Source organism: Pseudoclavibacter sp. RFBB5 (genome assembly GCF_002931555.1).
In the GTDB taxonomy this organism is placed as follows: Bacteria; Actinomycetota; Actinomycetes; order Actinomycetales; family Microbacteriaceae; genus Pseudoclavibacter.
Map to the genome: position 1 here is coordinate 18,534 of NZ_PSTZ01000007.1, position 26,746 is coordinate 45,279.

Annotated in this window: 24 protein-coding genes; 18 read left to right on the top strand and 6 right to left on the bottom strand. The window is 69.6% G+C overall.

The features are described 5' to 3' along the window. The first annotated feature begins 3 nt into the window (after positions 1–3). From C5B97_RS08050 to C5B97_RS08100, 11 genes are all read left to right on the top strand, one after another. Positions 4–1,680 (top strand): thiamine pyrophosphate-binding protein, encoded by a 1,677-nt coding sequence (locus tag C5B97_RS08050; protein WP_104311598.1) that lies wholly within the window; start codon positions 4–6, stop codon positions 1,678–1,680. Further along, a complete protein-coding gene (locus tag C5B97_RS08055) occupies positions 1,677–2,270 on the top strand; it encodes a helix-turn-helix transcriptional regulator (RefSeq protein ID WP_104252584.1) in 594 nt (197 codons plus the stop codon). Before C5B97_RS08050 ends, C5B97_RS08055 begins: the two co-directional genes overlap by 4 nt. A gap of 171 nt (positions 2,271–2,441) precedes the next feature. Further along, on the top strand, positions 2,442–3,332 hold the full coding sequence (locus C5B97_RS08060) for an ABC transporter substrate-binding protein (protein WP_104311599.1): 891 nt from the start codon (positions 2,442–2,444) through the stop codon (positions 3,330–3,332). A gap of 40 nt (positions 3,333–3,372) precedes the next feature. Further along, positions 3,373–4,338 carry an amino acid ABC transporter permease gene (locus C5B97_RS08065; RefSeq protein ID WP_104311600.1) on the top strand — a complete coding sequence of 322 codons (966 nt, stop codon included), beginning with the start codon at positions 3,373–3,375 and terminating at the stop codon, positions 4,336–4,338. Next, positions 4,338–5,120 (top strand): amino acid ABC transporter ATP-binding protein, encoded by a 783-nt coding sequence (locus C5B97_RS08070; protein WP_271982391.1) that lies wholly within the window; start codon positions 4,338–4,340, stop codon positions 5,118–5,120. The genes C5B97_RS08065 and C5B97_RS08070 overlap by 1 nt, the downstream gene beginning before the upstream one ends. 10 nt (positions 5,121–5,130) lie before the next feature. Continuing rightward, positions 5,131–6,105 (top strand): NAD(P)-dependent oxidoreductase, encoded by a 975-nt coding sequence (locus C5B97_RS08075; protein ID WP_104311601.1) that lies wholly within the window; start codon positions 5,131–5,133, stop codon positions 6,103–6,105. Next, entirely contained in the window at positions 6,102–7,361 is a 1,260-nt protein-coding gene (locus tag C5B97_RS08080; RefSeq protein WP_104311602.1) for a M20 family metallo-hydrolase, read from the top strand. The genes C5B97_RS08075 and C5B97_RS08080 overlap by 4 nt, the downstream gene beginning before the upstream one ends. Before the next feature lie 622 nt (positions 7,362–7,983). After that, positions 7,984–8,967 (top strand): agmatinase, encoded by a 984-nt coding sequence (gene speB / locus C5B97_RS08085; protein ID WP_244295994.1) that lies wholly within the window; start codon positions 7,984–7,986, stop codon positions 8,965–8,967. A 246-nt stretch (positions 8,968–9,213) separates the two neighbouring features. Further along, positions 9,214–10,236 (top strand): MBL fold metallo-hydrolase, encoded by a 1,023-nt coding sequence (locus C5B97_RS08090; RefSeq protein WP_104311603.1) that lies wholly within the window; start codon positions 9,214–9,216, stop codon positions 10,234–10,236. A 213-nt stretch (positions 10,237–10,449) separates the two neighbouring features. After that, positions 10,450–10,671: a hypothetical protein gene (locus C5B97_RS08095; RefSeq protein ID WP_104311604.1), complete on the top strand. Its 222-nt coding sequence runs from the start codon at positions 10,450–10,452 to the stop codon at positions 10,669–10,671. A 76-nt stretch (positions 10,672–10,747) separates the two neighbouring features. After that, a complete protein-coding gene (locus C5B97_RS08100; RefSeq protein WP_104311605.1) occupies positions 10,748–10,975 on the top strand; it encodes a hypothetical protein in 228 nt (75 codons plus the stop codon). 111 nt (positions 10,976–11,086) lie between these two features. Here C5B97_RS08100 and C5B97_RS08105 read toward each other — a convergent pair whose 3' ends face one another. Continuing rightward, positions 11,087–11,608 carry a hypothetical protein gene (locus C5B97_RS08105; RefSeq protein ID WP_146080760.1) on the bottom strand — a complete coding sequence of 174 codons (522 nt, stop codon included), beginning with the start codon at positions 11,606–11,608 and terminating at the stop codon, positions 11,087–11,089. Positions 11,609–11,775: 167 nt separating this feature from the next. On the opposite strand from C5B97_RS08105, the gene C5B97_RS08110 reads away from it, so the two are divergent. From C5B97_RS08110 to C5B97_RS08120, 3 genes are read left to right on the top strand one after another with little or no spacing between them, the layout of a single operon-like run. After that, positions 11,776–12,972 (top strand): serine hydrolase, encoded by a 1,197-nt coding sequence (locus C5B97_RS08110; protein WP_104311607.1) that lies wholly within the window; start codon positions 11,776–11,778, stop codon positions 12,970–12,972. Next, positions 12,969–14,627: a D-alanyl-D-alanine carboxypeptidase/D-alanyl-D-alanine-endopeptidase gene (gene dacB, locus C5B97_RS08115; RefSeq protein ID WP_104311608.1), complete on the top strand. Its 1,659-nt coding sequence runs from the start codon at positions 12,969–12,971 to the stop codon at positions 14,625–14,627. Before C5B97_RS08110 ends, dacB begins: the two co-directional genes overlap by 4 nt. 43 nt (positions 14,628–14,670) lie before the next feature. Next, positions 14,671–15,897 (top strand): serine hydrolase, encoded by a 1,227-nt coding sequence (locus tag C5B97_RS08120; protein WP_104311609.1) that lies wholly within the window; start codon positions 14,671–14,673, stop codon positions 15,895–15,897. A 136-nt stretch (positions 15,898–16,033) separates the two neighbouring features. Here C5B97_RS08120 and C5B97_RS08125 read toward each other — a convergent pair whose 3' ends face one another. The 4 genes from C5B97_RS08125 to C5B97_RS08140 all read right to left on the bottom strand — a co-directional run bounded on the left by C5B97_RS08125 (position 16,034) and on the right by C5B97_RS08140 (position 20,014). Next, complete coding sequence (locus C5B97_RS08125; RefSeq protein WP_104311610.1) at positions 16,034–16,972, bottom strand: hypothetical protein; 939 nt, start codon at positions 16,970–16,972, stop codon at positions 16,034–16,036. Next, positions 16,969–17,529 (bottom strand): RNA polymerase sigma factor, encoded by a 561-nt coding sequence (locus tag C5B97_RS08130; RefSeq protein WP_104311611.1) that lies wholly within the window; start codon positions 17,527–17,529, stop codon positions 16,969–16,971. The genes C5B97_RS08125 and C5B97_RS08130 overlap by 4 nt, the downstream gene beginning before the upstream one ends. A 74-nt stretch (positions 17,530–17,603) precedes the next feature. Then, positions 17,604–18,284, bottom strand: coding sequence for a response regulator transcription factor (locus C5B97_RS08135; RefSeq protein ID WP_104311612.1), 681 nt, complete (start codon positions 18,282–18,284; stop codon positions 17,604–17,606). Further along, positions 18,272–20,014 (bottom strand): sensor histidine kinase, encoded by a 1,743-nt coding sequence (locus tag C5B97_RS08140; RefSeq protein ID WP_146080761.1) that lies wholly within the window; start codon positions 20,012–20,014, stop codon positions 18,272–18,274. Before C5B97_RS08140 ends, C5B97_RS08135 begins: the two co-directional genes overlap by 13 nt. Before the next feature lie 228 nt (positions 20,015–20,242). Between C5B97_RS08140 and C5B97_RS08145 the strand changes: the two genes are divergently transcribed. Further along, positions 20,243–20,827 carry a hypothetical protein gene (locus C5B97_RS08145; RefSeq protein WP_146080762.1) on the top strand — a complete coding sequence of 195 codons (585 nt, stop codon included), beginning with the start codon at positions 20,243–20,245 and terminating at the stop codon, positions 20,825–20,827. Here the strand turns inward: C5B97_RS08145 and C5B97_RS08150 are convergent, their stop codons facing one another. Next, on the bottom strand, positions 20,828–22,336 hold the full coding sequence (locus C5B97_RS08150; RefSeq protein WP_181026949.1) for a PucR family transcriptional regulator ligand-binding domain-containing protein: 1,509 nt from the start codon (positions 22,334–22,336) through the stop codon (positions 20,828–20,830). It lies immediately after the preceding gene. A gap of 134 nt (positions 22,337–22,470) precedes the next feature. Between C5B97_RS08150 and C5B97_RS08155 the strand changes: the two genes are divergently transcribed. Genes C5B97_RS08155 through glsA form a run of 3 tightly spaced genes read left to right on the top strand, consistent with a single transcriptional unit; the run spans position 22,471 to position 26,744 of the window. Further along, positions 22,471–23,979: an amino acid permease gene (locus C5B97_RS08155; RefSeq protein WP_104311616.1), complete on the top strand. Its 1,509-nt coding sequence runs from the start codon at positions 22,471–22,473 to the stop codon at positions 23,977–23,979. Between the two features lie 14 nt (positions 23,980–23,993). Next, positions 23,994–25,688 (top strand): NAD(P)/FAD-dependent oxidoreductase, encoded by a 1,695-nt coding sequence (locus C5B97_RS08160; RefSeq protein ID WP_104312535.1) that lies wholly within the window; start codon positions 23,994–23,996, stop codon positions 25,686–25,688. Between the two features lie 9 nt (positions 25,689–25,697). Then, positions 25,698–26,744: a glutaminase A gene (gene glsA / locus C5B97_RS08165; protein ID WP_258068073.1), complete on the top strand. Its 1,047-nt coding sequence runs from the start codon at positions 25,698–25,700 to the stop codon at positions 26,742–26,744. Positions 26,745–26,746: the final 2 nt, after the last annotated feature.

Consider the following 26,746-nt stretch of genomic DNA (forward strand, 5'->3'; position numbering starts at 1 on the left):
GCGATGTCAGAGAACGTCACCGGCGGAGAACTCGTCATCCGAACGCTCGAGGCGCTCGGCGCCGAACGGGTCGTCGGGCTCCCAGGGCAGCACGCGCTGCCCATGTTCGACGCGCTCGGCGACAGCTCGCTCGACTACCTCGGCGCGCGCGTCGAGAACAACGCCGCGTTCATGGCCGACGGGCACGCCCGCGTGTCCGGGACCGTGACCCCGCTGCTCCTCTCCGCCGGGCCGGGTGCGCTCACCGCGCTGCCTGGCATGCAGGAAGCGGCAACGGCGAGCTCGCCCGTGCTCCTCATCTCCGCGCAGGTCCCGACCCCGGGGATCGGCGGCCAGGCGCACGGCTACCTGCACGAGCTGCGCGACCAGGAGGCGCACTTCCGCGGCATCGCGAAAGCCACCTGGAGCATCCGCTCGGTCGACCAGATCGTGCCGATGCTCGTCGACGCGTGGCGCACCGCGCAGAGCGCGCCGGCCGGTCCCGTCTACGTGGAGGTGCCGCACGACGTGCAGCAGGCGAGCATCGAGCTCGTCGACGGGCAGCTCGGCGGCATCGCGGCCGAGGCCTACGCGCTCGCGCCGGAGGCATCGGACACGCAGCTCGCCTCCGTCGCGAAGCTGCTGGCCGCGTCGAGCTCACCCCGCGTCTACGCGGGCGGCGGTGTCGTCCGCTCCGGCGCGGGGGAGCTGCTCGAGCAGCTCGCGGAGCAGCTGCAGGCACCGGTCGTCACCACGTACGGCGGGCGCAGCGCGTTCCCGTGGGCGCACCCGCTGTCGGCCGAGGGCTGGATCGAGGACATCGCGACCACCGAGTTCCTCGAGGCTGCCGATGTGCTGCTGGTGATCGGCACGGGCCTCAGCGAGCTCTCCTCGAACTACTTCCGCCTGGCGCCCAAAGGCACCGTCATCCACATCGACGCCGACGCGCGGGTGCTCGGCGCCAACCACGACGGCACGATCACGCTGCGCTCGGATGCAGGCTTGGCGCTGCAGGGCATCCTCGACCGCCTCCGCACGATGGGTGTCGGCGAGCGAGCGGATGCGCGCCCCGCCATCGAGGAGCTGCTCGCCACCGTCCGCACGCGGTTGGATGCGCAGCCCCTCGCCAAGGAACGCGAGCTGCTGGACACGCTCCGCTCGGCGATCCCGGACGACGTCGCGACCTTCTGGGACATGACGATCAGCGCCTACTGGGCATGGTCGGCGTGGGATGCTCGCGGCGGCGTGTACGAGAACGGGCAGTGCGGCGGCCTCGGCTTCGGCCTGCCTGGTGCCATCGGCGCGTCCTTCGCCTCGCGCTCGCGCGAGAACCCCAACGGTGCGCCCGTCGTCGCGATCTCCGGAGACGGCGGCGGCCTGTACGGCGTCGCCGAGCTGTCGACGCTCGCGCAGTCGCAGCTCAGCGTCACCTGGCTGGTCGTCGACGACGGCGGCTACGGCGTGCTGCGCGGCTACATGAACGAGGCGTACGGGCGAGCGACGGCCACCGAGCTCACCGGGCCGGACTACCTCGCCGTCGCCCGAGCCTTCGGCGTCGAGTCGCGGGCCGTGGAGATGGAGACGCTCGCCGAGGAGCTCGCCGACAGCATCCGCACCCCCGGCCCACGAGTGCTCGTGCTGCCCGCCACCCTCGAGCTGTTCGAGGCGACCCACACGCATCGGCCCGCGGTGCACCGATGAGGGCGCTGCCCGTCGTTCCCCGCAACGAGCCGGCCGCCATCGGCGGCAGGCTCCGATCGGTGCGCCAGCTGCGGCAGATGACGATCGAGCAGCTCGCCAGCGCGACGGGGCTCAGCAAGAGCTTCCTGAGCCGCGTCGAACGCGACCAGACGTCGCCGAGCGTGTCGACGCTCGTGCTGCTCTGCGACGTGCTCAACATCGAGGTCGGCGAGCTGTTCAGCGCGCCTGATGCGCAGCTCGTGCGCTTCGAGGACGCGCCGCAGATCAACCTCGGCGGCACGAACGTGTACGAGCGGCTCCTCAGCCCCCGCAACGATCCGCGCTTCCAGGTGGTGCGCTCGCGAGTCGACGCCGGCATGTCGGGCACCGGGGGAGCGGAGCTCTACTCCGTGAACTGCGAGGTCGACTTCCTGCACGTCCTGCGCGGATCGATCACCGTGGTCCTCGCCTCCGAGACGTGGGAGCTCGAGTCCGGAGACTCGATCACCCTCGACGGGCGCGAACCGCACACGTGGCACACACGCGACTCGACTGAGGGGGTCGAGCTCCTCTGGGTGCTCGCTCCCGCAGCGTGGGGAGGCACCACCTGAGCTCCATCCACGCAGTACTGTCGGTTCCCTGGCAGACCGAACGTTCGCTCGGCACGTAACACCCTTGTAAACCCTGCGTGACTTGGCCCATCCAGCGGCAAGTTGCCTCCTAGATTACGCATGTTGCCTACAGATGATCACCGCTGGTGATCGAGAGAAGGAGAAATTCACATGGCATCCAAGAAGCTCATGAAGGCGGGCCTGGCTGGCGCCTCGTTCGTCGCCCTCACCGCACTGCTCGCAGGATGCTCGTCAGGCGATGCACCGGAGGCGGACGTCTCCGAGGTCGCCGTGGACGAGGCCGCAGTCGCGCTCCTCCCGCAGGAGATCGCTGACGCCGGCACCCTCACGGTCGGCACCGAGGCGTACTACCCGCCCTACGAGTACCTCGACGCTGACGGCGCGACCGTCATCGGCCTCGACATGGACCTCATCAAGGCAGTCGGCCAGAAGCTCGGCCTCGAGGTGCAGATCGAGAACGTCGCCTTCGACACGCTCCTCCCGTCGCTCGACACGGCCCGCTACGACGTCGTCGTGGCAGCCATGACCGACACCCCGGAGCGCCAGGAGAACTACGACTTCGTCGACTACTTCAACGCGGGCCAGGGCATCGTCGTCGCAGAAGGCAACCCCGAGGGCATCACCGCAGAGGCCGACCTCTGCGGCAAGGCGGTCTCCGTGCTCCGCGACTCCGCTCAGCAGGGCATCCTCGAAGCCTTCAACAGCGACATCTGCGCCTCCAGCCCCATCGAGATCTCGGCGCAGGCCACCGACAACGACGCCCTCATCCAGGTGCAGTCCGGCCGCGCGGCAGCGTCGGTCAGCCAGTACCCGGTCGCGAGCTACAACGTCGAGCAGGCCGGCGGCTTCGAGCTGGCCAACGAGGAGCCCTTCCAGCCTGAGCCCCTCGGCATGGCAGTCGCGAAGGACAACGAGCTGAGCGCAGCCATCCAGGCCGCACTGCAGTCCCTGGTCGCCGACGGCACCTACACCGACATCCTCGCCGCCCACGGCCAGGAAGGCGGAGCCGTCGAAGAAGTCACCATCAACGGCGCCGAATAGCGCCCGCGGAGCTGACGAACAACAACGGAGCTGAAGAACAGTGAACACCTCGACCGGCCCCTCCACGGGCGCGACGGGAGCGGTCACCACCGCCCCCGCCGCGCCCGCGGCCGACGCCCCCAAGATCGTCCCGCTACGGCACTACGGCCAATGGATCTTCGCCGCCATCGTGCTCCTCTTCCTCGCGAAGCTCGTCTACGACGTCGCGACGGGATCGAGCATCCGCTGGGAGAAGGTCGGCTCGAGAGTCTTCGCAGAGGCCATCATGCAGGGCCTCCTCATCACCATCATGCTGACCGTGGTCAGCATGATCCTCGGCATCATCGGCGGCATCACGCTCGCCGTGATGCGCATCTCCAGCAACGCCGTGCTCCGCGCCATCTCGAGCGGCTTCGTGTGGATCTTCCGCGGGACGCCGATCCTGGTGCAGATCCTCATCTGGTTCAACCTGGCGCTGTTCTTCCCGCAGATCGACCTCGTGTTCGTGCAGCTCGACACCAACGCGCTCATCCTGCCGCTCACCGCGGCCGTGCTGGGGCTCGCGGCCAACGAGTCCGCCTACATGTCGGAGATCATCCGAGGCGGCATCATCTCCATCGACCCAGGTCAGAAGGAGGCGGCTGAGGCGCTCGGCATGACGCAGGGCAAGATCATGTTCCGCATCATCCTGCCCCAGGCGCTTCGCTCGATCGTTCCCCCCATGGGCAACGAGCTCGTCACGCTCCTGAAGGAGACCTCGCTGGTGTCCGTCATCGGCGCAGGCGACCTCCTCACCAGGGCGCAGCAGATCGGCGCCGCCGACTTCAGCCGCATGGAGATGCTGCTCGTCGCGAGCATCTGGTACCTGATCCTCACCTCGATCGCGAGCATCGGCCAGGGCTTCCTCGAGCGCAAGCTCGGCAAGTCCCGCGGCTTCGCGACCCCCGAACCCGTGTGGAAGCGAGTGCTCAACTCGATTCTGCCCAACCGCAGGTCTGTAGGAACAAGCAGAGAGGGACTCCGCTGATGCCCGTATCCACTGGGTCCGCCCCGATGATCGAGCTGCGCAACGTCGCCAAGTCGTTCGGCAGCGTCGAGGTGCTCAAGGACATCTCCCTCGACGTCCACGCGGGCGAGGTCGTGAGCATCCTCGGCCCCTCCGGTTCAGGGAAGTCGACGCTGCTCCGCTGCCTCAACCACCTCGAGACCGCCGACCGCGGCGTCATCCGGGTGGCGGGGGAGCCCGTCGGCTACAAGGAGAAGAACGGCAAGCTCTACGAGCTTCGTCCGAACGAGATCGCCAAGCGTCGGCGCGACATCGGCATGGTGTTCCAGCGCTTCAACCTCTTCCCGCACATGACGGCCATCGAGAACATCATCGAGTCGCCCGTGCAGATCCTCGGCCACAAGAAGTCGGCGGCCATCGCCGACGCGAAGGTGCTGCTCGAGCAGGTCGGCCTCGGAGACAAGGGCGACAACTACCCGTCGCAGCTCTCCGGCGGACAGCAGCAGCGCGTGGCGATCGCCCGCGCGCTCGCCATGAAGCCGAGCGTGCTGCTCTTCGACGAGCCGACGTCCGCGCTCGACCCGGAGCTCGTCGGCGAGGTGCTGCAGGTCATGACGAAGCTCGCGAAGGAGGGCATGACCATGGTCGTCGTCACCCACGAGATCGGCTTCGCACGCGACGTCTGCGACCGCGTCGTGTTCATGGACGGCGGCGTCATCGTCGAGGAGGGTGCCCCGGAGGACGTCATCCAGAACCCGCAGCACGAGCGCACGAAGCGCTTCCTCGCACGCGTCCTCAAGTGAGAGAGCTGACATGACACGTCCCCTCGTCATCTTCACCGACACCACCGACCTCTCGCAGGAGCCTGCAGTCAGGCTCCTGCGAGAGGCGGGGTACGCAACCGCGCACCTCGAGCTGCCGACCTCGCCCGGACTCGACGCGGTCGTGCCGCGCGAGCACCTCGACGCGGTCGCGGCCATCGTCGGCTACGCGCGCATCACGGCGGATGTGCTCGCGCAGCTCCCGTCGCTGCACCTGCTCGCGACGAGCTCCGTCGGCACCGACATGATCGACGCGGATGCGGCTGCCGCCCGAGGCGTGAAGGTCGTGACCCTCGCCGGGGTCGCGACCGAGGAGGTCGCGGCGCACGCGCTGACCCTGCTGCTCGCCGCCGAGCGCTCGCTGCTCCGCAGCCTGCAGCTCGTGCGCAGCGGCGAGTGGACCGACGAGGCCACGGCCCGCCTCCAGGTTCCGCGCCGCCTCAGCTCCCTCACCCTCGGACTCGTCGGCCTCGGTCGCATCGGCGGCAGGCTCGCCGAGATCGCTCGACCCAGCTTCGGGCGCGTGCTCGCCTTCGACCCCTACGCCAAGGGGGCACCGGCGGGTGTCGAGCTCGTCGACTCGCTCGAAGACCTGCTGCGGGAATCCGACTCGCTCAGCCTCCACCTGCCGCTCACCGCCGAAGCGCGTGGCATCCTCGACGCAGCCGCCCTCGCCCTGCTCCCGCACGGCGCGGTGGTCGTGAACGTCTCACGGGCGGGCCTCGTCGACGAGGCCGCCATCCAGGCTGCCCTCGCGAGCGGTGCGCTGCGCACCTACGCGGCCGACGTCCTCGACGGCGAGCCGCCGCATCCGAGCGACGCCATGCGCACCGACCCCGGCACCCTCATCACCCCGCACACCGCCTGGTGGTCGGATGCGGCCCTCGCCGGCTACGAGGCCCAGCCGGCACTCAACATCATCGCCGAGCTCGGCGCACCCGCCGACCCCACCTGGAGTCCCTCATGACAGACAGCAGCATCCTCCTCTCCGACGCGCACGAGCGCTTCCTGCGCGACTTCGACACGATGGGTGACTTCGGGGCCACCGGGCACGGGGGCGTCGACCGGCAGGCCGCGAGCGACGCCGACAACGAGCAGCGCCGCTGGTTCCAGGGCCTGCTCGAGGGCCACGGCTTCACGGTCGAGTACGACCGGATCGGCAACCAGTTCGGGCTGCTCGAGCTGGTGCCCGGTGCGCCATACGTGCTCATCGGCTCGCACATGGACTCGCAGCCCACGGCAGGCAAGTACGACGGCGCCTACGGCGTGCTCGCCGCGGCCCACGCGGCATTCCGGATCGCGGATGAGGCTGTCTCCGGCGGGGTCGCCGGCGCCAGGTACAACGTCGCCGTCGTGAACTGGTTCAACGAGGAGGGGTCGCGCTTCGTGCCCTCCATGATGGGGTCCTCCGTGTACACGGGCGTGCTGCCGCTCGAGGATGCCCTCGCCGTGCGCGACAAGGCGGGCATCAGCGTCCAGCAGGCGCTGCGCCCGACCGGATTCCTCGGCGAGGGCAACGGCCCCGTCGCCGCGCTCTGCGCCGAGATCCACATCGAGCAGGGGCGCCTGCTCGAGAACGCCGGCACGACCATCGGCCTCGTCACTGCGACCTGGGCCGCGAGCAAGTACCGCGTCGTCGTCAAGGGCGAGCAGGCGCACTCCGGCGCGACCGTCATGGAAGACCGCCAGGATGCGCTCTACGGCGCCTCGCTGCTCGTCGTCTTCGCGCGGGAGCTCACCGACCGCTTCCCCGGCAAGCTGCACACGGCCGTCGGGCAGCTCGACGTGTACCCGAACTCGCCCGTCGTCGTCGCCAGCGAGGTCACGCTGCTGCTCGACCTGCGCAGCGACGACGAGGAGCTGCTCGCCGAGGCCAACGCCCTCCTGGACGCGCGCTTCGCGGAGATCGAGGCCAAGGCCCGCGTCGAGATCGACCGCACCCTCTCGCACTCGTGGGACGTCAACCCGTACCAGCCCGCCGGCGTTGAGCTGGCGCGCTCGGTCGCCGAGGAGCTCGGGCTCTCGAACGACGAGATCATGACCGTCGCCGGCCACGACTCGACGAACATGAAGGAGCTCGTGCCCACGGTCATGCTCTTCGTGCCCTCCGTCGACGGCATCTCGCACAACGAAGGCGAGTACACGAAGCCCGACGACCTCGTCTCAGGGCTCGACGTGCTCACCGAAGTCGTCCGGCGCCTCGTTCGGGGCGAGCTCTCCTAGGACGCTGATCGCTGCCAGCCGGTTGGCCGCATCCGCTGCCGGTGTGGGCGCATCCGTTGCCAGTGCGGCCGCATCCGCTGCCGACGGGCCGAATCGCTGCCAGCCAGATGGCCCCTTCGGCTGGCTCTGCCACGATCGCTGCCAGTCAAATGGCCCTTTTCGGCGGTTCTGAAGGGCGCTTCGGCTGGCAGTGATCGCGATTGTTTGGGTGAGACCCGTGCATGAGCGGGCCGTGCTCGCTGGTCGCCGCCGGCCAGGTGGATGCATCCGCTCGCACATCGCCCATCACTGCCAGCCAATTGGCCGCTCCGGCTGACTCTGCGACGATCGCTGCCACCCAATTGGCCCTATACGGCGGTTCTGAAGGGCGCTTCGGCTGGCAGCGATCGCGGTCGCGAGCGACACAGCCCGGGCATTGCTGGTCTCTGCTGGTCCTGGCTGGGCTTGGTCGGGCGCGGGGGTGGATGCGCAGAATCACGGCCGTCGGCACCGGTCGGGACGAGATCGCCCGGACGGGTGCGCTTTGCACCGGCAGTTGTAGGCGACGGTGCAAAGCGCGCGCATCACGACAGGCCACCTTCGCTAGCTTCGACTGAGAAGCACGCGGCAAGGAGGCCCCACAGTGAGCAACGATTTCTTCTGGACGAACCCGCCTCGGGTGACGCAGAACGGCAACATCGGACCGACGGACTCGGCGCAGGTTCCGCGCTTCGCGGGCCCCGCGACGTTCGCGTTGCTGCCGCGTGTCGACGAGGTCGAGCAGCTCGACGTCGCGATCCTCGGCGTTCCCTTCGACAGTGGCGTCTCGTACCGCCCCGGAGCCCGCTTCGGTCCGGCGCACGTGCGCCAGTCGAGCCGCCTCCTCCGGCCGTACCACCCGACGCTCGATGTGTCCCCGTTCGCCGCCCAGCAGGTCGCGGACGCGGGCGACGTGCCCGTCAACCCGTTCGACATCGAGGAGGCGCTCGGCACGGTCGAGGCAGCAGCCAAGGCGTTGAGCGACACGGGCGCGAAGATCGTCACCATCGGCGGCGACCACACGATCGCGCTGCCGCTGCTGCGCAACATGGCGCGCATCCACGGCCCCGTCGCGATGCTGCACTTCGACGCGCACCTCGACACGTGGGACACCTACTTCGGGGCTGCCTACACGCACGGCACGCCGTTCCGTCGCGCGTTCGAGGAGGGGCTGCTGGACACGGATGCGCTCAGCCACGTCGGCACGCGCGGGCCGCTCTACGGGAAGCAGGACCTCGAGGACGACGAGCGCTTCGGCTTCGGCATCGTCAGCTCGGCCGACATCTACCGCCGTGGAGCTGACGCCGTCGTGCAGCAGCTGCGCGAGCGCATCGGCGACCGCCCCCTCTACATCTCGATCGACATCGACGTGCTCGACCCGGCGCATGCGCCGGGCACAGGAACGCCGGAGGCAGGCGGCATGACGAGCCGCGAGCTCCTCGAGATCCTGCGCGGACTCGCTGACCTCAACGTTGTCGGCGCCGACGTCGTCGAGGTGTCGCCGGCCTACGACCACGCGGAACTCACCGGCGTCGCCGCGGCCCACGTCGTGTACGAACTCGTGTCGATGTTCGCAGTGCGCAGCTAGCGCGTCCACCGGCGCGCGCTCGCCGCGTTCGCTGTCCAACATCAGTGCAATATCGGGCCCGATCGACGTTCTGGAGGCGGTTTCGGCCGATTTCGCACTGATGTTGGACACGAGGCGCGGCAGGGCGCGGCGGGTTGCCGTTCCGAGCCGCCCGGACGCCCCCGGTGAGCCAGAGGCTGCGACGTCCTAGGCTTCAGGCATGGGAAGCACTGCGTGCGGCATCGTGTCCGACCTGGTGAACGAGCGATGAGCAGCTCCGGGGTCGTAGCCAGCAGCGCACTGCAGGAAGCGGCCTGGAACGCGGGAGCCGTCGCGCCGCTCGAACTCGTCCGGGACGGAATCTGGACCGTGGGCATTCCCATGCCACCGGGGCCGACGCCGGGCGGGCGCATCCCGTGCACGATCGCATCGGTCGTCGCCGATGATGCGGGCGGGGTGCACGTCGTCGATCCAGGCTCAGACTCCGATGAGAACCTCGGCGTCCTCACCACGGCCATCGCGGCCACCGGACACCGGCTCGACCAGGTGCGATCGATCATCGTCACGCACCTGCACCACGATCACCTCGGCTTGGCCGAACGGCTTCGGAATGCGACGGGGGCGCCGATCGTGCTGCACCGGGCCGAACAGGCGGCACTCGACCGGCTCGCGGCCGACCGCCCGAACGTCGCCGCCGAACGCACGCGGCTCACCGCGTGGGGAGTGCCGGTTGAACGCCACCCCGAGATCCTCACGCTCGTGGGGCGGTCGGCGACGCCCGTGTCGTTGCAGGCCGACGTGCTCGTCGATGATGCTCAGCTGCTCGACGTCCCTGGGCGGCGGATGCGCGCCGTCCACACGCCGGGACACACGCCGGGCCACCTCTCGCTCGTCGACGACGACGCTCGCCTGGTCTTCACCGGCGACCACGTCTCGCCGGTGCTGCACCCCGGGCTTGGTCTCGGCGGTGACGACGGCACCAACCCGGTGCTGCAGTACCAGCGCTCGCTGCGGCGCCTCGGCGGCCTCGGCGTCGACGAGGCTGTGCCGGGCCACGGCTACCGGTTCACGGGTCTCGCGCAGCGGTGCGTCGAGCATGCGCGCCACCACCAGCAGCGCACCGATGAGGTGCTGGACGCCCTCGCCGCCCTGCCGGAAGCCTCGATCTTCGAGATCGCCTCGCGCCTTACGTGGTCGGCCGGCTGGGAGAAGCTCGCCGGTTTCTCGCTGCGCTCGGCGCTCCAGCAGACGGCGATGCACTCTGACACGGTGCGAACCGGCTCGGCGTGAGCGCAGCCTTGCCCGGGCTTCCGTCGGCGGTGCGCCGGACCGCCGGTACGCCGGACTGCTGGAGCGTCACCGTATGGCCATACCAACGTTCCTGACAGATGCGCGGGAGCGTGCGGAGCGAACGCGGAGCGACGACTGGTTGGCTGGGTCGCGAGCGCTTTCACGGGAGCGCGACCGGAACGCGAGCCACAATGTCGAACACCGGAGGTCGATATGAACACCAGGACCGAACGCCGCTGGATTCTCGCGGGCCTCGTGCTGCTGTCTGTACTCGTCGTCGCCGCGTCCTTCCAGACCGGGGACCTGTTCCATCGCATCTTGCTGATCCTGCCGACGACGCTCCTCTGGGTCGTCTACCGTGAGGCGGCCCGCCGGCGACGCGACGCACAGGTCTCGTCGGGTGAGGGCGGCGACCAGGACACCGGCCGCCGCTGATCGCGGAGGGATGCACCGCCAGCGCTGGCGCGCAACCCCTCGGGGCCACAGATCTTCGTCGCGTAGCGTCCGGGCCATGACCAATGAGCCAGCAGGTGCCGACACGTCCGACGAGGGTCCAAGCGCAGCGGAGGCGGCCGAAGCTGCCGAGCGCGACGCGCTGAGAAGCGTCCGCGCCGTGGGCGAGGACCGCGGCGACCCGGACGCGGCCCGAAACGAGAGCGTGCCCACCCCGCCGAGCGAGGTAAACCCTGAAGCCGGCACGGATGCCGACGGCTTCCCGGTGGAGAATCCCTCCGGCTGAGGCCTCGTCGCTCGCGCTCCGGCTGAAGCCCACCCGCTCCGGTTGAGGTCCACGCCTCCGGGTGAAGCCGACCCCTCCGTCTGAGCCCCACCGCTCGCCCTCCGGGGCCGCTCAGGTCGTCTGCCAGAACACCATCGGCTGACCAGGGGCCCCGCAGGCCTCGGGCGCATCAGCCGGCGCGCTCCCGTACCCGTCGCCTCCGTCGATGGTGTCGCCGGCGCCGACGGTTCCGAAGCCCGGCACGTCGATGCTCTGCCCGCCGGGCGCGAGCACCGAGCCGAAGGGGAACTGCACGAAGGTCTGCTCATCGCCCGTGCCCACGACCCAGCATCCGCCCTCGCTGAGCGCGAGCGTGCCCGTGACTCTCGCCTCCATGACGGACGTCGGTTCGCGGCCAGCCGCGTAGAGGATGGTCGTGTCGGTGGTGTTCGTGCTCGCGGGCCCCGGCGCTGGCCAGATCGTCTCGCCCGGTTCCGATGGCTGCGCGGTCGGCGCACACGCGGTGAGTGCCCCTCCGAAGGTGATCGCGACGCCGAGCGCGACGCCGAGCACGACGCTGACCCCGCGGCGTCGTCTCGCCGCCGGCGCCCGGCCTGCCTCGGTTCGTCGTGCCCTCACGCGCGCTTCGCTCATGAGCGCGATGCTACTGAACGTGAGGATCACCTCCGAGAAGCCTCTCGACCGCGCCTGACCAGCAGGGACCTAGGTCCCTTCCGCGCCCCGCACTCGTCCGCGAGTCTGTTTCCTGAGACGCCACACGCCCCCGACGCGTCTCAGGGAACCTCGACGAATGAGGAATCATGCCGACGCACCAGGCTCCACACCGAACCTCCCGAATCCTGCCGCTCGCGGCGCTGACGACCGTCCTCGGCCTGCTGGTGAGCGGATGCACGAGTGCCGGCGGTGACGGCGGCGGCAGTTCCGCAGACCCGGCCTCGCCGCAGGTGACCAGGTCGGGCGCCCCGGAGGGCGAGCTGCCCGCTGAGCTCCAGGACGAGCTGCGGGCAGCGCTCGACGAGGTCATGGCCGAGTACGACGTTCCGGGCGCTGCTGTCGGTGTGTGGATTCCGGGCCAGGGCTCGTGGACGACCGCTGCCGGCCTCGCGAACGTGGAGGCGAACACACCGACGACAACCGACATGTCGTGGCCCATCCGAAGCATCACGAAGTCGTACACGGTCTCGATGATCCTGCAGCTCGCCGACGAGGGCGAGCTGAGCCTTGACGACACGATCGACCAGTACGTCGATGGCGTCACGAACGGCGACAAGATCACGCTGCTGCAGCTGGCGAACATGTCGAGCGGCAACGCCGACTACGTCACCGAAGCCTTCCAGGACAAGTTCCTGGCCGACCCGACGAAGGTCTACACGCTCGAGGAGCTCAACAGCTTCGTCCTCGACCAGCCAGCTCAGTTCGAGCCCGGCACCGAGTACGTGTACACGAACGCCAACACGAACCTGCTCGGCGCGGTCGTCGAGAAGGTCACCGGCGCGGCCTACGCTGACGCCATCCAGGAGCGCATCCTGACCCCGCTCGGGCAGACCGGCACGACGTACATCACGGACGTCGACGACTGGGCGCAGCCACATCCCACCGGGTACGTCATCGACGGCGAGCCGATGCCGATGGAGGAGAACTCCTCGATCCTCGGGCCGGCCGGTTCGCTGTTCTCGACCCTCGAAGACGGCAGGGCGTGGGCCGAGACGCTCGGCACGGGCGCGCTGCTGAAGCCGGAGACGCAGGAGCTGCGGGAGATCGGGCACAAGATCCCGAGCCCGCCCTACGACCTGTACGCGGTCGGCATGGGGGAGACGAACGGCTGGTTCGGGCACAACGGGGAGGGCCTCGGCTTCACGGCCGCGACCTTCCACGACCCGGCGACCGGGGCGAGCATCGTCGTCTACATGAACGTCTCGAACAACCCGGATGCGCATCCAGCGGATCAGGGCTTCCGCGCGCTCGCCGAGGTTCTCGCGAACGGAACGGGCGCATGATCTTCGGCACAGCGAACCCAGGCGAGCGCGCCGGGCGGATGCGCCGACCAGAGTTCGGCCGCGGCGCAAGCGTTCTGACGGCGGGGGCCGTCGCGATGCTGCTGCTCACGGGGTGCGTCGCGGCCGACGCGAACGACGCGGAGGTCCCGGTGTGGGACGGGACGACGCTCGTCTCGGTTCCCGGGCTCCCGGATGAGGCGCTGGAAGTGATGAACCAGCCGCAGTTCGCGAGCGGTCGCTGGTCGATCTCGGTCGAGGACCTCGACACGGGGGAGACGCTCATCGATCTCGACGGTGGGAAGCTCGCCGAGCCTGGCTCGTTCGTGAAGACGTACAGCGCAGGAGCTGCGTGGGTGAAGTGGGGGCCGGACCACACGGTCACGACGCCAGTGAAGCAGTCCGGTGAGGTCTCGGCGGGCACCCTCGATGGCGACCTCGTGCTCGTCGGGCAGGGAGACCTGACGATGGGCGGGCGCACGAAGGACGACGGCACGGTCAGCTTCGCGAACCTCGATCACAACGACGCCAACCCGCTGCCGGGCGCGACGCTCACCCCGGAGGACCCGCTCACGGGCCTCGACGAGCTGGCCGGGCAGGTGAAGGCGTCCGGCATCACGACGGTGAACGGCGACGTGATCATCGACGACCGCCTGTTTGAGGGGACGCTCGCCGAGCAGCCCATCACCCCGATCGTCATCAACCAGAACCTCCTCGACGTGCTCGTCACGCCGGGCGAGGCGGGCCAGCCTGCGACTGCCGCGCTGACGCCAGCCGTCGGCAAGTGGACGCTGGACCTGCAGGTGGAGACGGTGCCTGCGGGCGAGGAGTCCAAGGTCTCCGCGCCGAAGGTATCGGCGAGCGACCCCAACACGCTTGTCGTGTCCGGCACGATCGCCGCGGATGCTGACCCCGTGCTGCGCGTTTTCGAGTTCGACGACCCGTCGACGTTCGCCCGTACGGCCTTCATCGAGGCGCTCGAACGCGCGGGAGTGACGGTCAGTGCGGACCCGTTCGCGGAAAACCCGACGTCGGCGCTCCCCGAGTGGGATGCCGTCGAGGCGCTGCCCGCGGTCGCCGAGCTCGAGTCGCTCCCACTCGCCGAAGAGATCACCTACGTCATGAAGGTCAGCTACAACCGCGGCGCTCAGACCCTCATCTGCCGCCTCGCGGTCGACGCAGGCAAGAACGACTGCGACGAGGATGGCATGGGCGTCGCGCAGGCGATCTGGGCCGAGGCCGGCCTCGATACGACTGGCGCCTCGCTCGTCGACGGCTCCGGCCTCGAGGGCAACTACATCACGCCGAAGAACGCCGTGCAGATCCAGTCGCTCATGGCCGAGCGGCCGGATGCCGAGCGGTGGCGCGACACGATGCCCATCCTGGGCGTCGACGGGTCGCTCGCCGACGTGCAGAAGGACAGCCCCGCCGCGGGCAGGGTGTACGCGAAGACGGGCACGCTCGTGGGCGGCGACGCCTTCAACGATCGGCTCCGCCTCGCAACCAAGACCCTCGGCGGCGTCATGCAGACCGAGTCCGGCCGCAACCTGGCCTTCACGATCATCGTGAACCAGGGCTTCTACGAGGGCATGCCGGGCGTCTTCGAGGCGAACGACAACGTCGGCCAGGTCGCGGCGATCATCCAACAGGCCTACTGACCGACCAGGATGCACGCGCACGAACCAGATGAGGAGACAGGACATGTCCACGATCGCGAAGCGCACGACGGTGACCGCCGCAGCACTGGTGGCCCTTCTGGGGCTGGCGTCCTGCGCGGCTGAGACGCCGGCAGCCTCGGCACCCGCATCCACGCTCAAGCCGTTCGACGAAGCCGCGGTCACGGCCGTCTTCGAGGAGACCGCGGAGGCGCTCGGGCAGCCGGGCGCCGTGATGCTGCTGCGCACGCCGGAGGGGGAGTTCACGGCGACCTACGGTGTGACGAAGCCGGGCGGCAGCACGCCCGTCTCGGTCGCCGACCACATCCGCATCGGCTCCAACACGAAGACGTGGACGGGCACCGTCATCCTGCAGCTCGTGCAGGAGGGCAAGATCGCGCTCGAGGACCCGGTGTCGAAGTACCGCCCAGACGTGCCGAACGGCGACAGCATCACGATCGAGCAGATGCTGCTCATGCGCAGCGGGCTCGCCAACTACACGGAGACGCTCGAGCTCAACACGGCACTGGATGAGGAACCCGACCGGGTGTGGCAGCCGGAGGAGCTCATCAAGTTGGCGTTGCCGTTGCCCGTGGACTTCGAGCCGGGCACTGACTACCACTACTCGAACACCAACACGATCCTGCTCGGCCTCATCGCCCAGGACCTCGACGGGAAGCCCCTCGCCGAGATCTACCAGGACCGCATCTTCACGCCGCTTGGCCTCGACGAGACGTCGTTCCCCGAGATCGGCGACAGCAGCATCCCGTCACCGCATTCGGACGGCTACTTCTGGTGGACGAACGTCAACACGCTCGGCTCGTCGAAGCTGCCGCCGGACCTCATGAAGCAGGTCGAGGAGGGCACGTTCACGCCCAACGACGGCACCCTCGACAACCCGTCGTGGGCGTGGTCGGCTGGCGCCGGCCTCTCGACCGCGGGCGACCTCGCCGACTGGGTGGAAGCGCTCGGCGGGAAGAGCGGCGACATCCTCGAACCGGACATGCAGCAGGCGCGGATGGACAGCTTCCAGCCGACCAGCAAGAACCCGGCCGACCCGTCGTACGGCTACAACATCGCGCACTTCGGCCAGTTCTACGGCCACACGGGCGAGCTTCCCGGCTTCAACTCCTTCATGGGCTACGACCCGGAGGCCGACGTCACGCTGGTGGTGTGGGCGAACCTCGCCCCGGCGGCGAACGGCGCGGGGCCGGCCACCGAGATCGCGAAGGCGCTCATCGGGGCGCTCTACAGCAAGCCGGTGGAGGGCTAGCGTCCGCACGCGCACGCGCCCGCGCCCGCGCCCCCGCAATTGGGTCGTTTTCACCCCTCTTGGGGCGGTCGAATGGGGTGAAAACGACCTATGGCACCGGACGTGTCGGCGTCTTGAAGAGGTTGGGGCCGGCGCGTCACGAGGTCACGTGCCAGAACGCCATCGGCTGCGCCGGTCCGCCGCAGCTCTCCGGGGTATCAGACGGGGCCGATCCGACTTCACCGGTCCCATCGATCGCGACGCCTGCGCGCACGGTGCCGAGCCCTGGAACGTCGACGCTCTGGCCGTCGTCGCTCAGGACGGAACCGAACGGGAACTGCAGCAGCGCCCGGCTCCGGCCATCGACGAGGTACCAGCAGCCGGTGTCACTCAACTCGAGTGTCCCCATCACCTGGTTGTACATCGGGCGCGTGGGCGAGTGCTCCGGTGTGAGCAGCACGGTCTCACCGGTGGTTGTCGCCAGGAGTGACGGGAGCGTCGGCCAATCCTCGTAGCCGTTGGTGAACGTCGTCACGACCTCGCCAAACGAGTTGCAGAAGAGGTTCCATTCGGCCTCAACTTGCCGCGTTGGAACGAGGGTGATCTGCCATTCGCCGTCCACGACGTTCGCGATGGCCTTGTCGTTCACGTAGGTGGCGTTGTACCGCTCTGGTGACTGGATGGACGGATCTGGTCGCCACGCCTCGACGCATCCGGCAACAGCCTCGGCTTCGGTCAGCTGCGGCTGTTCTGCGGGCGCGGGCGTCGACGGTGACGGCTCACTCGTCGCGTCCGGCGTGGTGCCGACGACGGGGCCCGGGGCGCCGAGATAGGTGGTCGCGGCGAACACGAGTGCTGCCACGGCTGCGCCCGTCACCGCGACGAGGCCGACGCTCCACGCGAGGCGCGAGCGAGTGCGTGCGCGGCCTCTGCGAGAACGGGCGGAGGGGACCGGCTGCGCTTCACTCTCGAGAGGGGTGGCGAGGATGCTCGCCTTGCCCGTCGCGGCTCGTGCCCGCTGGTTCTCGGTCAGGGTCGTGAACGGTGCAGCGTCGAGCTTGCGCAGCTGCTTCAGGGTTTCGTCGTCGACGTTCATGCCTGGTGCTCCGTGACGGTCGAGGGGGAATGCGGTGGTGGTGTCGGCTCTTCGAGGTGCTGACGCAGCGCGGCTCTGGCGCGGTGCAGGCGGACGCGGTAGCTCTGTGCGCTGATGCCGAGCACCGTCCCGGCGAGGGAGGAGGGGAGCTGCTCCCAGATCGCGAGCGAGAGGACCTCCTGGTGGCTCGGGTCGAGTCGGCTCCACGCGGTGGCGAGGTCGAGGCGGGTGTCAGCTGCCCGCGCCTCGTCGCTGAACGGCAGCGTCTGCTCGGCGTCCGCGATCCGCACGCTGAGGTCGTTCCGCTTGCCCCTCTCGCGCCACTCGCGCAGCAGGCAGTTGCGCGCCGTGCCGAACAGCCAGGCGCGCGCCTCGTCGCGCAGTGGCGGCACGTCGTCGAGGCGGCGCCACGCGGTCAGGAAGACCTCGTGAGCGACGTCCTCGGCCGCGTGGAGAGACGTGCGGCGGGCGAGGAATCGCAGCACGTCGACGTAGCTGTCGTCGTACAGCGCGGAGAATCGCTCCGCGCGGTGGTTCTCGAGTCTGTTCGGGCTCACATCTCCTACATGCCCAGAAACGCGCGACTGTTACAAATCCGCGCAGATCGCGGTCGACGGACACGCGGGTGCGTTCAGTGGATGCCGGCTCCGCCATCCAGGTCGCCCGCCGCCGCCAGGTAGCGGACGACCGCGAGCACGCGGCGGTGGTCGTCGGCGGCGACGGGAAGGCCGAAGGTGTCGTAGATGTTCGAGGTGTGGTGCACCACCGCTTTCTCGGACGACCCGAGGCGCGCGGCGATGTGGCTGTTGCTGCGCCCTTCGGCCATGAGGCCGAGCACCTCGAGCTGCCGGGGCGTGAGGTCTCCGACGGGCCCGCTGAGCTTGCTCGCGCGCGCGACGAGCACGGCGACCACGTCGGGGTCGAGAACCGTGCCGCCGGCCTGCACGTGGCGCAGGTCCGCGGTGAACGCGCGCACATCCGCGATGCGCTGCTTGAGGAGGTAGCCGACGCCCCCGTCGCGCTGCCCGATGAGCTCGCTCGCGTATCGCCGCTGCACGTGCTGCGAGAGCACGACGACCGCCACCTCGGGGTGGGCTTGGCGGATGCGGAGCGCCGCGACGAGACCCTCGTCGGTGTAGCTCGGCGGCATCCGGATGTCGGTGATCACCAGGTCGGGGACGTGCCGCTCGACCTCGACCTCCAGCTCGACCGCCGTCCCGACCGAGGCGACCACCTCCAAGCCGTCGTTGGTGAGGACATGCCCGAGCCCCTCCCGCAGCAGCACCTCATCCTCACCGATCACGACTCGCATGGCAGCTCCACTCGTACTTCCGTTCCCGACCCGACGGGGGAGATCAAGGCGAAGGACCCGCCGAGGGTGTCGATGCGGTCGACGAGCCCCTTCAGCCCGGAGCCGCCCTCGAGGCGCGCGCCGCCGCGTCCGTCGTCGCGCACCGAGACGCTCAGCAGGCTTCCCGTCTGCGTGATGCGCACCTCCACTGAGCGCGCCTCCGAATGCTTGACGGCGTTGGTGAGGGCCTCGGCGACGATAAGGTACGCCGACTGCGAGGTGGCGGAGGGCAGAGCGGCGTCGTCGGCGTCGCTCACGAGCCTGGCGGGGATCTCCAGCCGGTCGACGAGGTCTTCCGCGGCCGCGGTCAGGCCGCGTTCCACGAGCGCCGACGGCAGTACGGCGTGCACGAGGCTGCGCAGGTCGGCGGCGGCGACGTCGATGCGGTGCCGCAAGGCGGTCGCCTCGGTCACGGTCGACGGATGCGCGTCGGCGGAGTTCGCGATCTGCTGCGCTTCGAGGGCGAGCAGCACGAGCTGCACCTGGAGCCCGTCGTGCAGGTCACGGGCGATGCGGCCGCGCTCGCGGTCGGCGGTCTCGACGATGCGGAGCCTCGACTGCTGCAGCGCTTCGTTGCTGGCGAGGAGCGCCGCGGTGAGTCGTTCGCGGTCGAGTGCGATGGCGAGCACGCGACCGGCCCGGCGCACGCTCTCCGGGTCGGCGATCATCCGCCCGTCGTAGCTGATGGCACCGACCAGTCGGGACTCGACGTGCACCTCCTGCCAGCGGCGCGGCTCGGACTGGGCGCGCACATCCACGTCGAGCCCGTCCTCGTCGACGAACGCCTCCCGCTCGTCCGCCCAGTACGCGACACGCAGCGAGTCGTCACCGAGGGAACGGGCGAGCGCCGGGCCGACGACCGTGCGCGCGGAGCCGGCGAGGCTGAACCAGGCGCTGAGCGCCTCCGCCTCCACTGTCTGCGCGTAACCGCCGATGAGCACACCGAGGAGGAATGCGACGGGGATGCCCGCGATGACGACCAGTTGGATGGAGCCGATCACCTCGCCCGGAGCGCCGAGGACACGCAGCACGTTGGCGGAGAGGGGAATGCTCAGCACCGCCAGGATCCCGTACAGGTACAGGGGGAGCAGCACCCGCAGGTTCTTCGGGTCGGCGGAGCGGAGGCGGCGGATGAGCAGCGCGGCGGTGACGCCCATGACGCTGAGTCCGACGGCCGCCTGCACCCAGACGGCGATGACGTGCGAGGTGGAGTCGGGCGGCAGCGCGTAGAGCGGGATCTGCAGCAGGAGCGTCACCCCGTAGCCGACGGACACCGTGGCGATGCAGAGCCGCCCCTGGAGCCGTCCGGAAGGAAACGCGAGCAGCAGGTGCACGGTCACCGAGAGGATGAGGGTGGCGAAGACGGTGCTCAGCTCGACGAGCACGGGCAGGCCGAGGTTGCCGACCCCGCCAAGGAACATCGCGATCGCGCCGACGAGCAGCAGACCGCCGACCATGCTCAGCGGCCGCCGCCACCACGCGATGACGCCGGCGGCGGTCCAGACGAAGAAGACGACGGTGAACGCGACCGGCACCCAGAACGGGGCGGGCGCATCCACGCCGACGGCGAGCTGCATGCCGCCGAGGGCGATCGCGAGCACGGCGATGAGCAGCAAGGCTGGGCGCAGGGCATCGCCTCGCGTCGCACGGAGGGGGACTCGTGCTGCTCGGGCATCGGTGGATCGGGTCACGTCGAGCTCACCTCGGCTCAGGCCACGAAATGCAACGGTGCGTCCCGCGAGCGCTCGTCTCGCGGAGATGCGGTGCTGCGCGCTGGGGGAGCGTGGACGAAGCTTATCCCCGCGGTGTCGCGCGGGCTACCCTGGTGGTTTGCTCGTGCGGGCGGCTGCTCGCCGTGGGCGCGGGTGACGGAGTGGACCGGTGCTGGGCACTCGCGGCGGGTTGGGCGGAGGAGACGCGTGTCGGTACGGGCTGGGCGGTGGTTTCTGGTGGTGGCGGCCGTCGCGTTTATCGCCGGCCTCGCGTGGTTCGCGCTCGTCGAGGCTGTCGCGGGGCCGTGGGCGAAGGGTTCGACGGGTGGCGCGGTGCTGGCGCTGCTCGGGGCCGTGGCGCTCAGCGCGGGCGCGGTGCTCTTCGGTCGGTTCGTCGAGGCGAGGGTCGAGGGGGCCGGTCTCGTGATCAGGTCCGTGCGGCGAAGGGAGCGGGTCATCCCTGTCGACGTCATCGACGAGGTCGTCGTCGTCGAGCGCCTGCTGCTTCCGACGAGGACGGGCCCGGGGACTGCCGCGCGAGTGATTCTGCGGCGCGGTGACGACACGATCGCGGCGTTCACGCCGCATGGTCTCCGGGTCGTGGACGCGCTCTTGGCGGCGGGGTGCAGCGTCACGCGCATCAGCGAACCGCTCTCGCCGATGCGCGTGCGGCGCCGGTACCGGGGCGGGGCGAGCGTCGGCGAGGTTCTCGTGGCGGGAGCGCCGGCGTTCGCGATCGTCGTCGCAGCGCTGGTGCTGCTCTGGGCCTTGACCGACTTGCTCGCCGGCTAGCTATTCGACGTAGTCGAGGGCGATGACGAGTTCGGCGCGCACGCGCGCGTCGTCGAGGTCGAGACCGAGCAGCCCCCGCAGCTGATCGATGCCGCGGCGCACGCTGTTGCGGTGGATCCCGAGTTCGCGACCGGTCGCGTCCCAGTGCCCGTTGGCGTGCAGCCAGGCTCGGAGCAGCGCGAGCTTCGCATCCCGCGCGACGGCGTCGAGGGCGAGCAACGGTTCGAGGCGCCGGTCGGCGAGCGCCCGGCCTGAGGCTGTGCCGATGAAGGAGTGCACGGGGGCGAGGTCGGCGCCGACGCGCACCACTCCACCGTCTTCGCGCGCGCGACGCTCGAGGGCGCGGACTTCGGCGGCGGATGCGCGCAGCTGCTCGGGTGCGACGGGCCGCCCGACGACGAAGCTCCAGCCTTCGTCGACGAGGGATGAGAGTCGTCGTTCGGTGACGTCGAGGCGCGTGATGAGCGTCACGGTGGCGTGCTCGGCGGAGATCGTGACGAGCTTCGTGTCGAAGAGGCTCCGCCAGCGGTGCAGCTCGCTGGTGCCTTTCGCGGCGGATGGTGCGCAGGCGACGACGACCCGAAGCGTCCGGGCACGCGCATCACCGCCTGCGGCCTGCGCGAGCAGCTCGCGCCAGAGCTCGCCGTCCTGGCCGACGTTCGAGCGCGCGAAGACGTCACCTTCTTCGAGGAGCAGCGGCACGAGCAGCTGCCCGGGCGCGACGCTGCCGGAGGTGCGCTGTCGGGCGATGAGCTCGAGCATGCCGTGGGCCGTCGTGAGGAACGCGTGGGCTGTCGAGCCGGCCGGGGGAGCGGCCTCGACGAGCAGGGTGCCGAGGGACGCGCCGCCAAGGCTGCGCAGCGGGTAGATGGCGTGTCCGCTCTTGGTCGGGTCGGCGGCCTCCGCGAGGGCGCCGAGCACGGGCGCCGGCGGCACCTGTCCCGCCCGGGCGCGCACGGTTCCGCCCTGGCCGACGACGGCGGCCCACGAGTGGAGGCGTTCGGCGAGGGCCGCTGCGACGGCGGTCTCCGGCTGGTCGGCGGATGCGGCGCGCAGGAGCCTGCGGGTGGCGTCGGCGAGCGTGCGCAGCGCATCCACTCGCCGCAGCTCGGTCATCTCGGCGAAGGTGCGGGTGACCGCGACGAACGGGGTGTCGCTCGGGATGCGGATGAGGGTGAGGGCGTGCGCCCGGCACGCGTCGACGAGCGCGGGGGGAACTTCGGTGAAGACGGGGTCGATGCCGAAGCCGATCGCCACGACGCCGACCCGGACGGCCCGCTCGATGTAGCGGGCCAGGCCGGCTTCGTCGAGGCCGCGCAGGCCCACGCCGGCGGTCAGCAGGAACTCTCCGCCGAGAAGGTACGGGGTCGGGTCGGGGAGGTCGCTCGAGGCGACCCAGCGGATGCTCGTGTCGAGGGACCCGTCGACGAGCGCCTCGAGGTGCAGCTCGGGGCGTGCGAGCAGCTGGGCGATGGTGACCTGGCCGTGCGGTGACGAGGGTGATGGCATGCGAGCTCCCGTGCATTCTGTCGCATCTTCGCGACGAACCGAGCATATCGCCCGTGTCTGCGCTGCTCGGTGCGACCATACGATGGCCACGCTCAACAGAGCTGATCGATCCCTGATCAAGAACGGAACCGTCAATGGCGACATCACCCACCACGACCGGCAGGTCCCGCACGCCGCTCGGCGCGCAGCTCCTGCGCCGCAAGCCGCTGGAGCAGCTCACCGACGAGTCGCTGACCGAGTCTGGCGAGGGCGGCCTGAAGCGCACGCTCGGCATGTGGCAGCTGACGATGATCAGCGTCGGGGCGACGCTCGGCACGGGTATCTTCGTGATCCTCGGCACCGCGGTCCCGCTAGCGGGCCCCGCCGTCTGGATCGCGTTCGCGGTCGCCGGTCTCGCGGCGCTCCTCTCCGCCCTCTCCTACGCCGAGATGGCGAGTTCCGTTCCCGTGTCTGGCTCGAGCTACTCCTACTCGTACGCGACGATGGGCGAGGGAGTCGCCTGGGTGTGCGGCTGGTGTCTCGTGCTCGAGTACGGCGTGTCCGTCGCGGCCGTCGCGGTCGGCGCTGGCCAGTACGTCAACGAGACCCTCGGTGTCTTCGGCCTCGCCCTGCCGCCGGCCCTCGCGAACCCGATCGGCCTCGACGGCGGCTTCTTCAACCTGCCGGCCGCGGCCCTCGTGATCGTCGCGATGCTGCTGCTCGTGCGCGGCGCGAAGGAGAGCGCCTGGGTGAACACGGTCATGGTCGCCATCAAGGTCATCGTGCTGCTCATCTTCGTGTTCATCGCCTTCACGGCGTTCACGACGCAGAACTTCGAGCCGCTCGCCCCCATGGGCGCCGCCGGTGTCGCGGCCGCCTCGAGCCGCCTCTTCTTCTCGTACATCGGCTTCGACGCCGCCTCCACGGCGGGTGACGAGGCGAAGAACCCGCAGAAGGACCTGCCGCGCGCCATCATCCTGTCGATGATCATCGTCACGGTCGTCTACATCCTCGTCGCGGTCGCCGCCATCGGCGCGCTCCCGTGGACCGAGTTCAACGACGGGGAGGCCGCGTTCGTGCGCATCCTCACCGACATCACGGGCCAGCCGGCGCTCGCCCTCATGTTCTCGGTGGGTGCCGTCATCGCCATCGCGAGCGTCGTGCTGACCGTCTACTACGGGCAGACGCGCATCCTGTTCCGCATGTCGCGCGACGGCATGGTGCCGAAGATCTTCGGCCGCGTGCGCCCCTCGACCGGCACCCCGGTCGCCGGCACGGTCATCGTCGGGACGATCATCGCGATCGTGGCCGCTTTCATCCCGCTCGGCGAGCTGGCGGATGCGACGAGCATCGGCACCCTGTTCGCGTTCGCGCTCGTGAACCTCTCGGTCATCTACCTGCGCCGGGCACGCCCCGAGCTGCCACGCAGCTACAAGGTGCCGTTCTTCCCCGTCGTTCCCATCCTCGGCATCGTCATGTGCCTCGGCCTCATGGTCACCCTGGGCGGCACCACGTGGATGGTGTTCGGTCTGTGGATGGTCGTGGGCGTCGCCCTGTACTTCGCGTACGGTCGGAAGCACTCCATCGTCGGCGCCATGAGCGAGAACGACTACGTCAACGCGGCAACGGCCGCGACCCCCGTCATCATGAAGGAGCACAAGTGACCATCGCGACCCCGATGCCGAGCGGCCCCCAGCGCGCTGAAGGCGCATCCACGCCGCAGGACCCGCAGCCGGTGACCATGCTCAACCCGGACTTCCCGTTCAGCTACGACGAGTTCCTCGCGCACCCGGCTGGCCTCGGCTCGGTGCCGGAGCACCGCCACGGCACCGAGGTGGCCGTGGTCGGCGCCGGAGTCGCAGGTGTCGTCGCCGCGTACGAGCTCATGAAGATGGGGCTCAAGCCCGTCATCTTCGAGGCTGACAGCATCGGTGGGCGCCTGAAGACGCGCTCGTTCGACGCCGCTCCGAGCGTCATCGCCGACCTGGGTGGGATGCGCTTCCCCGAGTCGGGGCGCGCGTTCTACCACTACGTCGATCTGCTCGGGCTCGAGACGCAGGCGTTCCCCAACCCGCTCGCGGAGGTGACCCCGTCGACCGTCATCGAGCTCGCCGGGAGGTCGTTCTACGCGGAGACTCCCGCCGATCTGCCCCCGTTCTTCACGGAGGTGGCGGAGGCGTGGAAGCGCGCGCTGACGGAGGAGGCTGACCTGGTTCGCATCCAGGACGCCATCCGGGCGCGTGACACCGAGACCCTGAAGGCCGCCTGGAACGAGCTGGTGGGGAAGTTCGACAACCGCTCGTTCTACGGTTTCGTGGCAGAGAGCGCGGCCTTCAGGGATCTCAGCTTCGAGCACATCGAGGCCTTCGGGCAGGTGGGCTTCGGCACGGGTGGATGGGACACCGACTTCGGCAACTCGATCCTCGAGATCCTGCGGGTCGTGTTCACGAACGCCGACGACGCGCACCGCCGCATCGTGGGTGGTGCGCAGAAGCTGCCCGTCGACCTCTGGCACCACGAGCCGACCGAGCTCGAGCACTGGCCGGAGGGTACGAGCCTCGCGAGCCTTCACGGCGGCGTGCCGCGCGGCGCGGTCGCCGCGATCAGGCGCGGCGCGAACGGCGGGGTCAGCATCACGGAGAAGTGGGGGCGCACCCAGGAGTTCGCGTCCGCCATCGTGACGTGCCAGTCGTGGCTGCTCTCGGCCCGCATCGACACCGACGAGGCGCTGTTCACGCCGGAGATGTGGACGGCCATCGAGAAGAGCCACTACATGCTCTCGTCGAAGACGTTTGTCATGGTCGACCGCCCGTTCTGGCGCGACCTCGACCCGGCGACGGGCAAGCCCGTCATGAGCATGACCCTCACCGACCGTCTGCCCCGCGCCACCTATCTGATCGACGAGGGGCCAGACAAGCCGGCGGTCATCCTGCTCTCCTACACGTGGAACGACGACGCCCTCAAGTGGCTGGCCCTCGACGCGTCGGAGCGCACGCGGCTCATGCTGCACTCACTCGACAAGATCTACCCAGGGCTCGATATCGGCGCGCACATCGTGGGCGAGCCGATCACCGTGTCGTGGGAGGCCGACCCCAACTACATGGGCGCCTTCAAGAACAACCTGCCAGGCCACTACCGGTACCAGGAGCGCCTCTTCGGGCACTTCGTGCAGGACGAGCTCGCCGCCGAGCAGCGAGGCATCTTCCTCGCCGGCGACGACATCTCCTTCACGGCGGGCTGGGCGGAGGGCGCCGTCACGACGGCACTCAACGCCGTGTGGGGCGTCGCGAAGCACCTGGGCGGCGCATCCGCTGCCGAGAACCCTGGACCGGGGGACGTGTGGGCGGAGCTTGCTCCGGTGCGCCTCGACTAGCCTTCCCGTGTGACTGACACTGGGAACGGCTCCATAGACGCAACGCACATGTTCGGCGACGAGCCGGAGATGGTGCACTCGAGCCGCTCGGCGATCTCGACGGGCCAGCTGCCCGACTCCGACGACGTGAAGACGGCGATCGACGAGACGTACGAGCAGTTCTCGTCGGTCGACGACGGCGAGGTGCCCGACTACATTCCTGCGCTGGCGGATGCGGATCCTGACCTGTTCGGGATCTGCATCGTCTCGACGGAGGGGCAGAGCTACAGTCGCGGCGACGCGGAGCTGCTCTTCACGATCCAGTCGATCTCGAAGGCGTTCGTGTTCGCGCTCGTGCGCGAGGAGGTCGGGCACACGAAGGCGCGCGAGCTGGTGGGCGTCAACAACACGGGCCTGCCGTTCGATTCGGTCATGGCGATCGAGCTCAACGGCGGCCGCACCATGAACCCGCTGGTCAACGCGGGCGCGCTCGCGACCTCGGCGCTCGCGCCGGGGGAGACGTGGGAGGAGAAGTGGGACTTCATCCTCCGCGGCCTCTCCGGCTTCGCGGGGCGTGACCTCGAGATCGACGAGGACGCGTTCGAATCGGAGCGCAAGAACAACATCCGCAACCAGGGCATCGCGCGCCTGCTGCAGAGCTACGGGCACATCACGCTCGACCCGCACGAGGTGACGGAGCTGTACACGCGGCAGTGCGCGCTGCTCGTCACCACGGAGGACCTCGCCGTCATGGGGGCGACGCTCGCCGACGGCGGCAGGAACCCGAAGACGGGCGAGCAGGTCATCGGGCAGGGCGCATCCAGGGACGCGCTCGCCGTCATGGCCGCGAACGGGCTCTACGAGGCGAGCGGCGAGTGGCTGTACGAGATCGGGATGCCCGCAAAGAGCGGTGTCTCGGGCGGTCTCGTGACGATCGCCCCCGGCAAGGGCGGGTTCGCGAGCTACTCGCCGCGCCTCGACGACGCCGGCAACAGCGTGCGCGGCATCAAGGCGGCCAGGCACCTGTCGAACGAGCTCGGCATGAACCTCTTCGCGTCAGGCACCGTTCAAGACTAGAT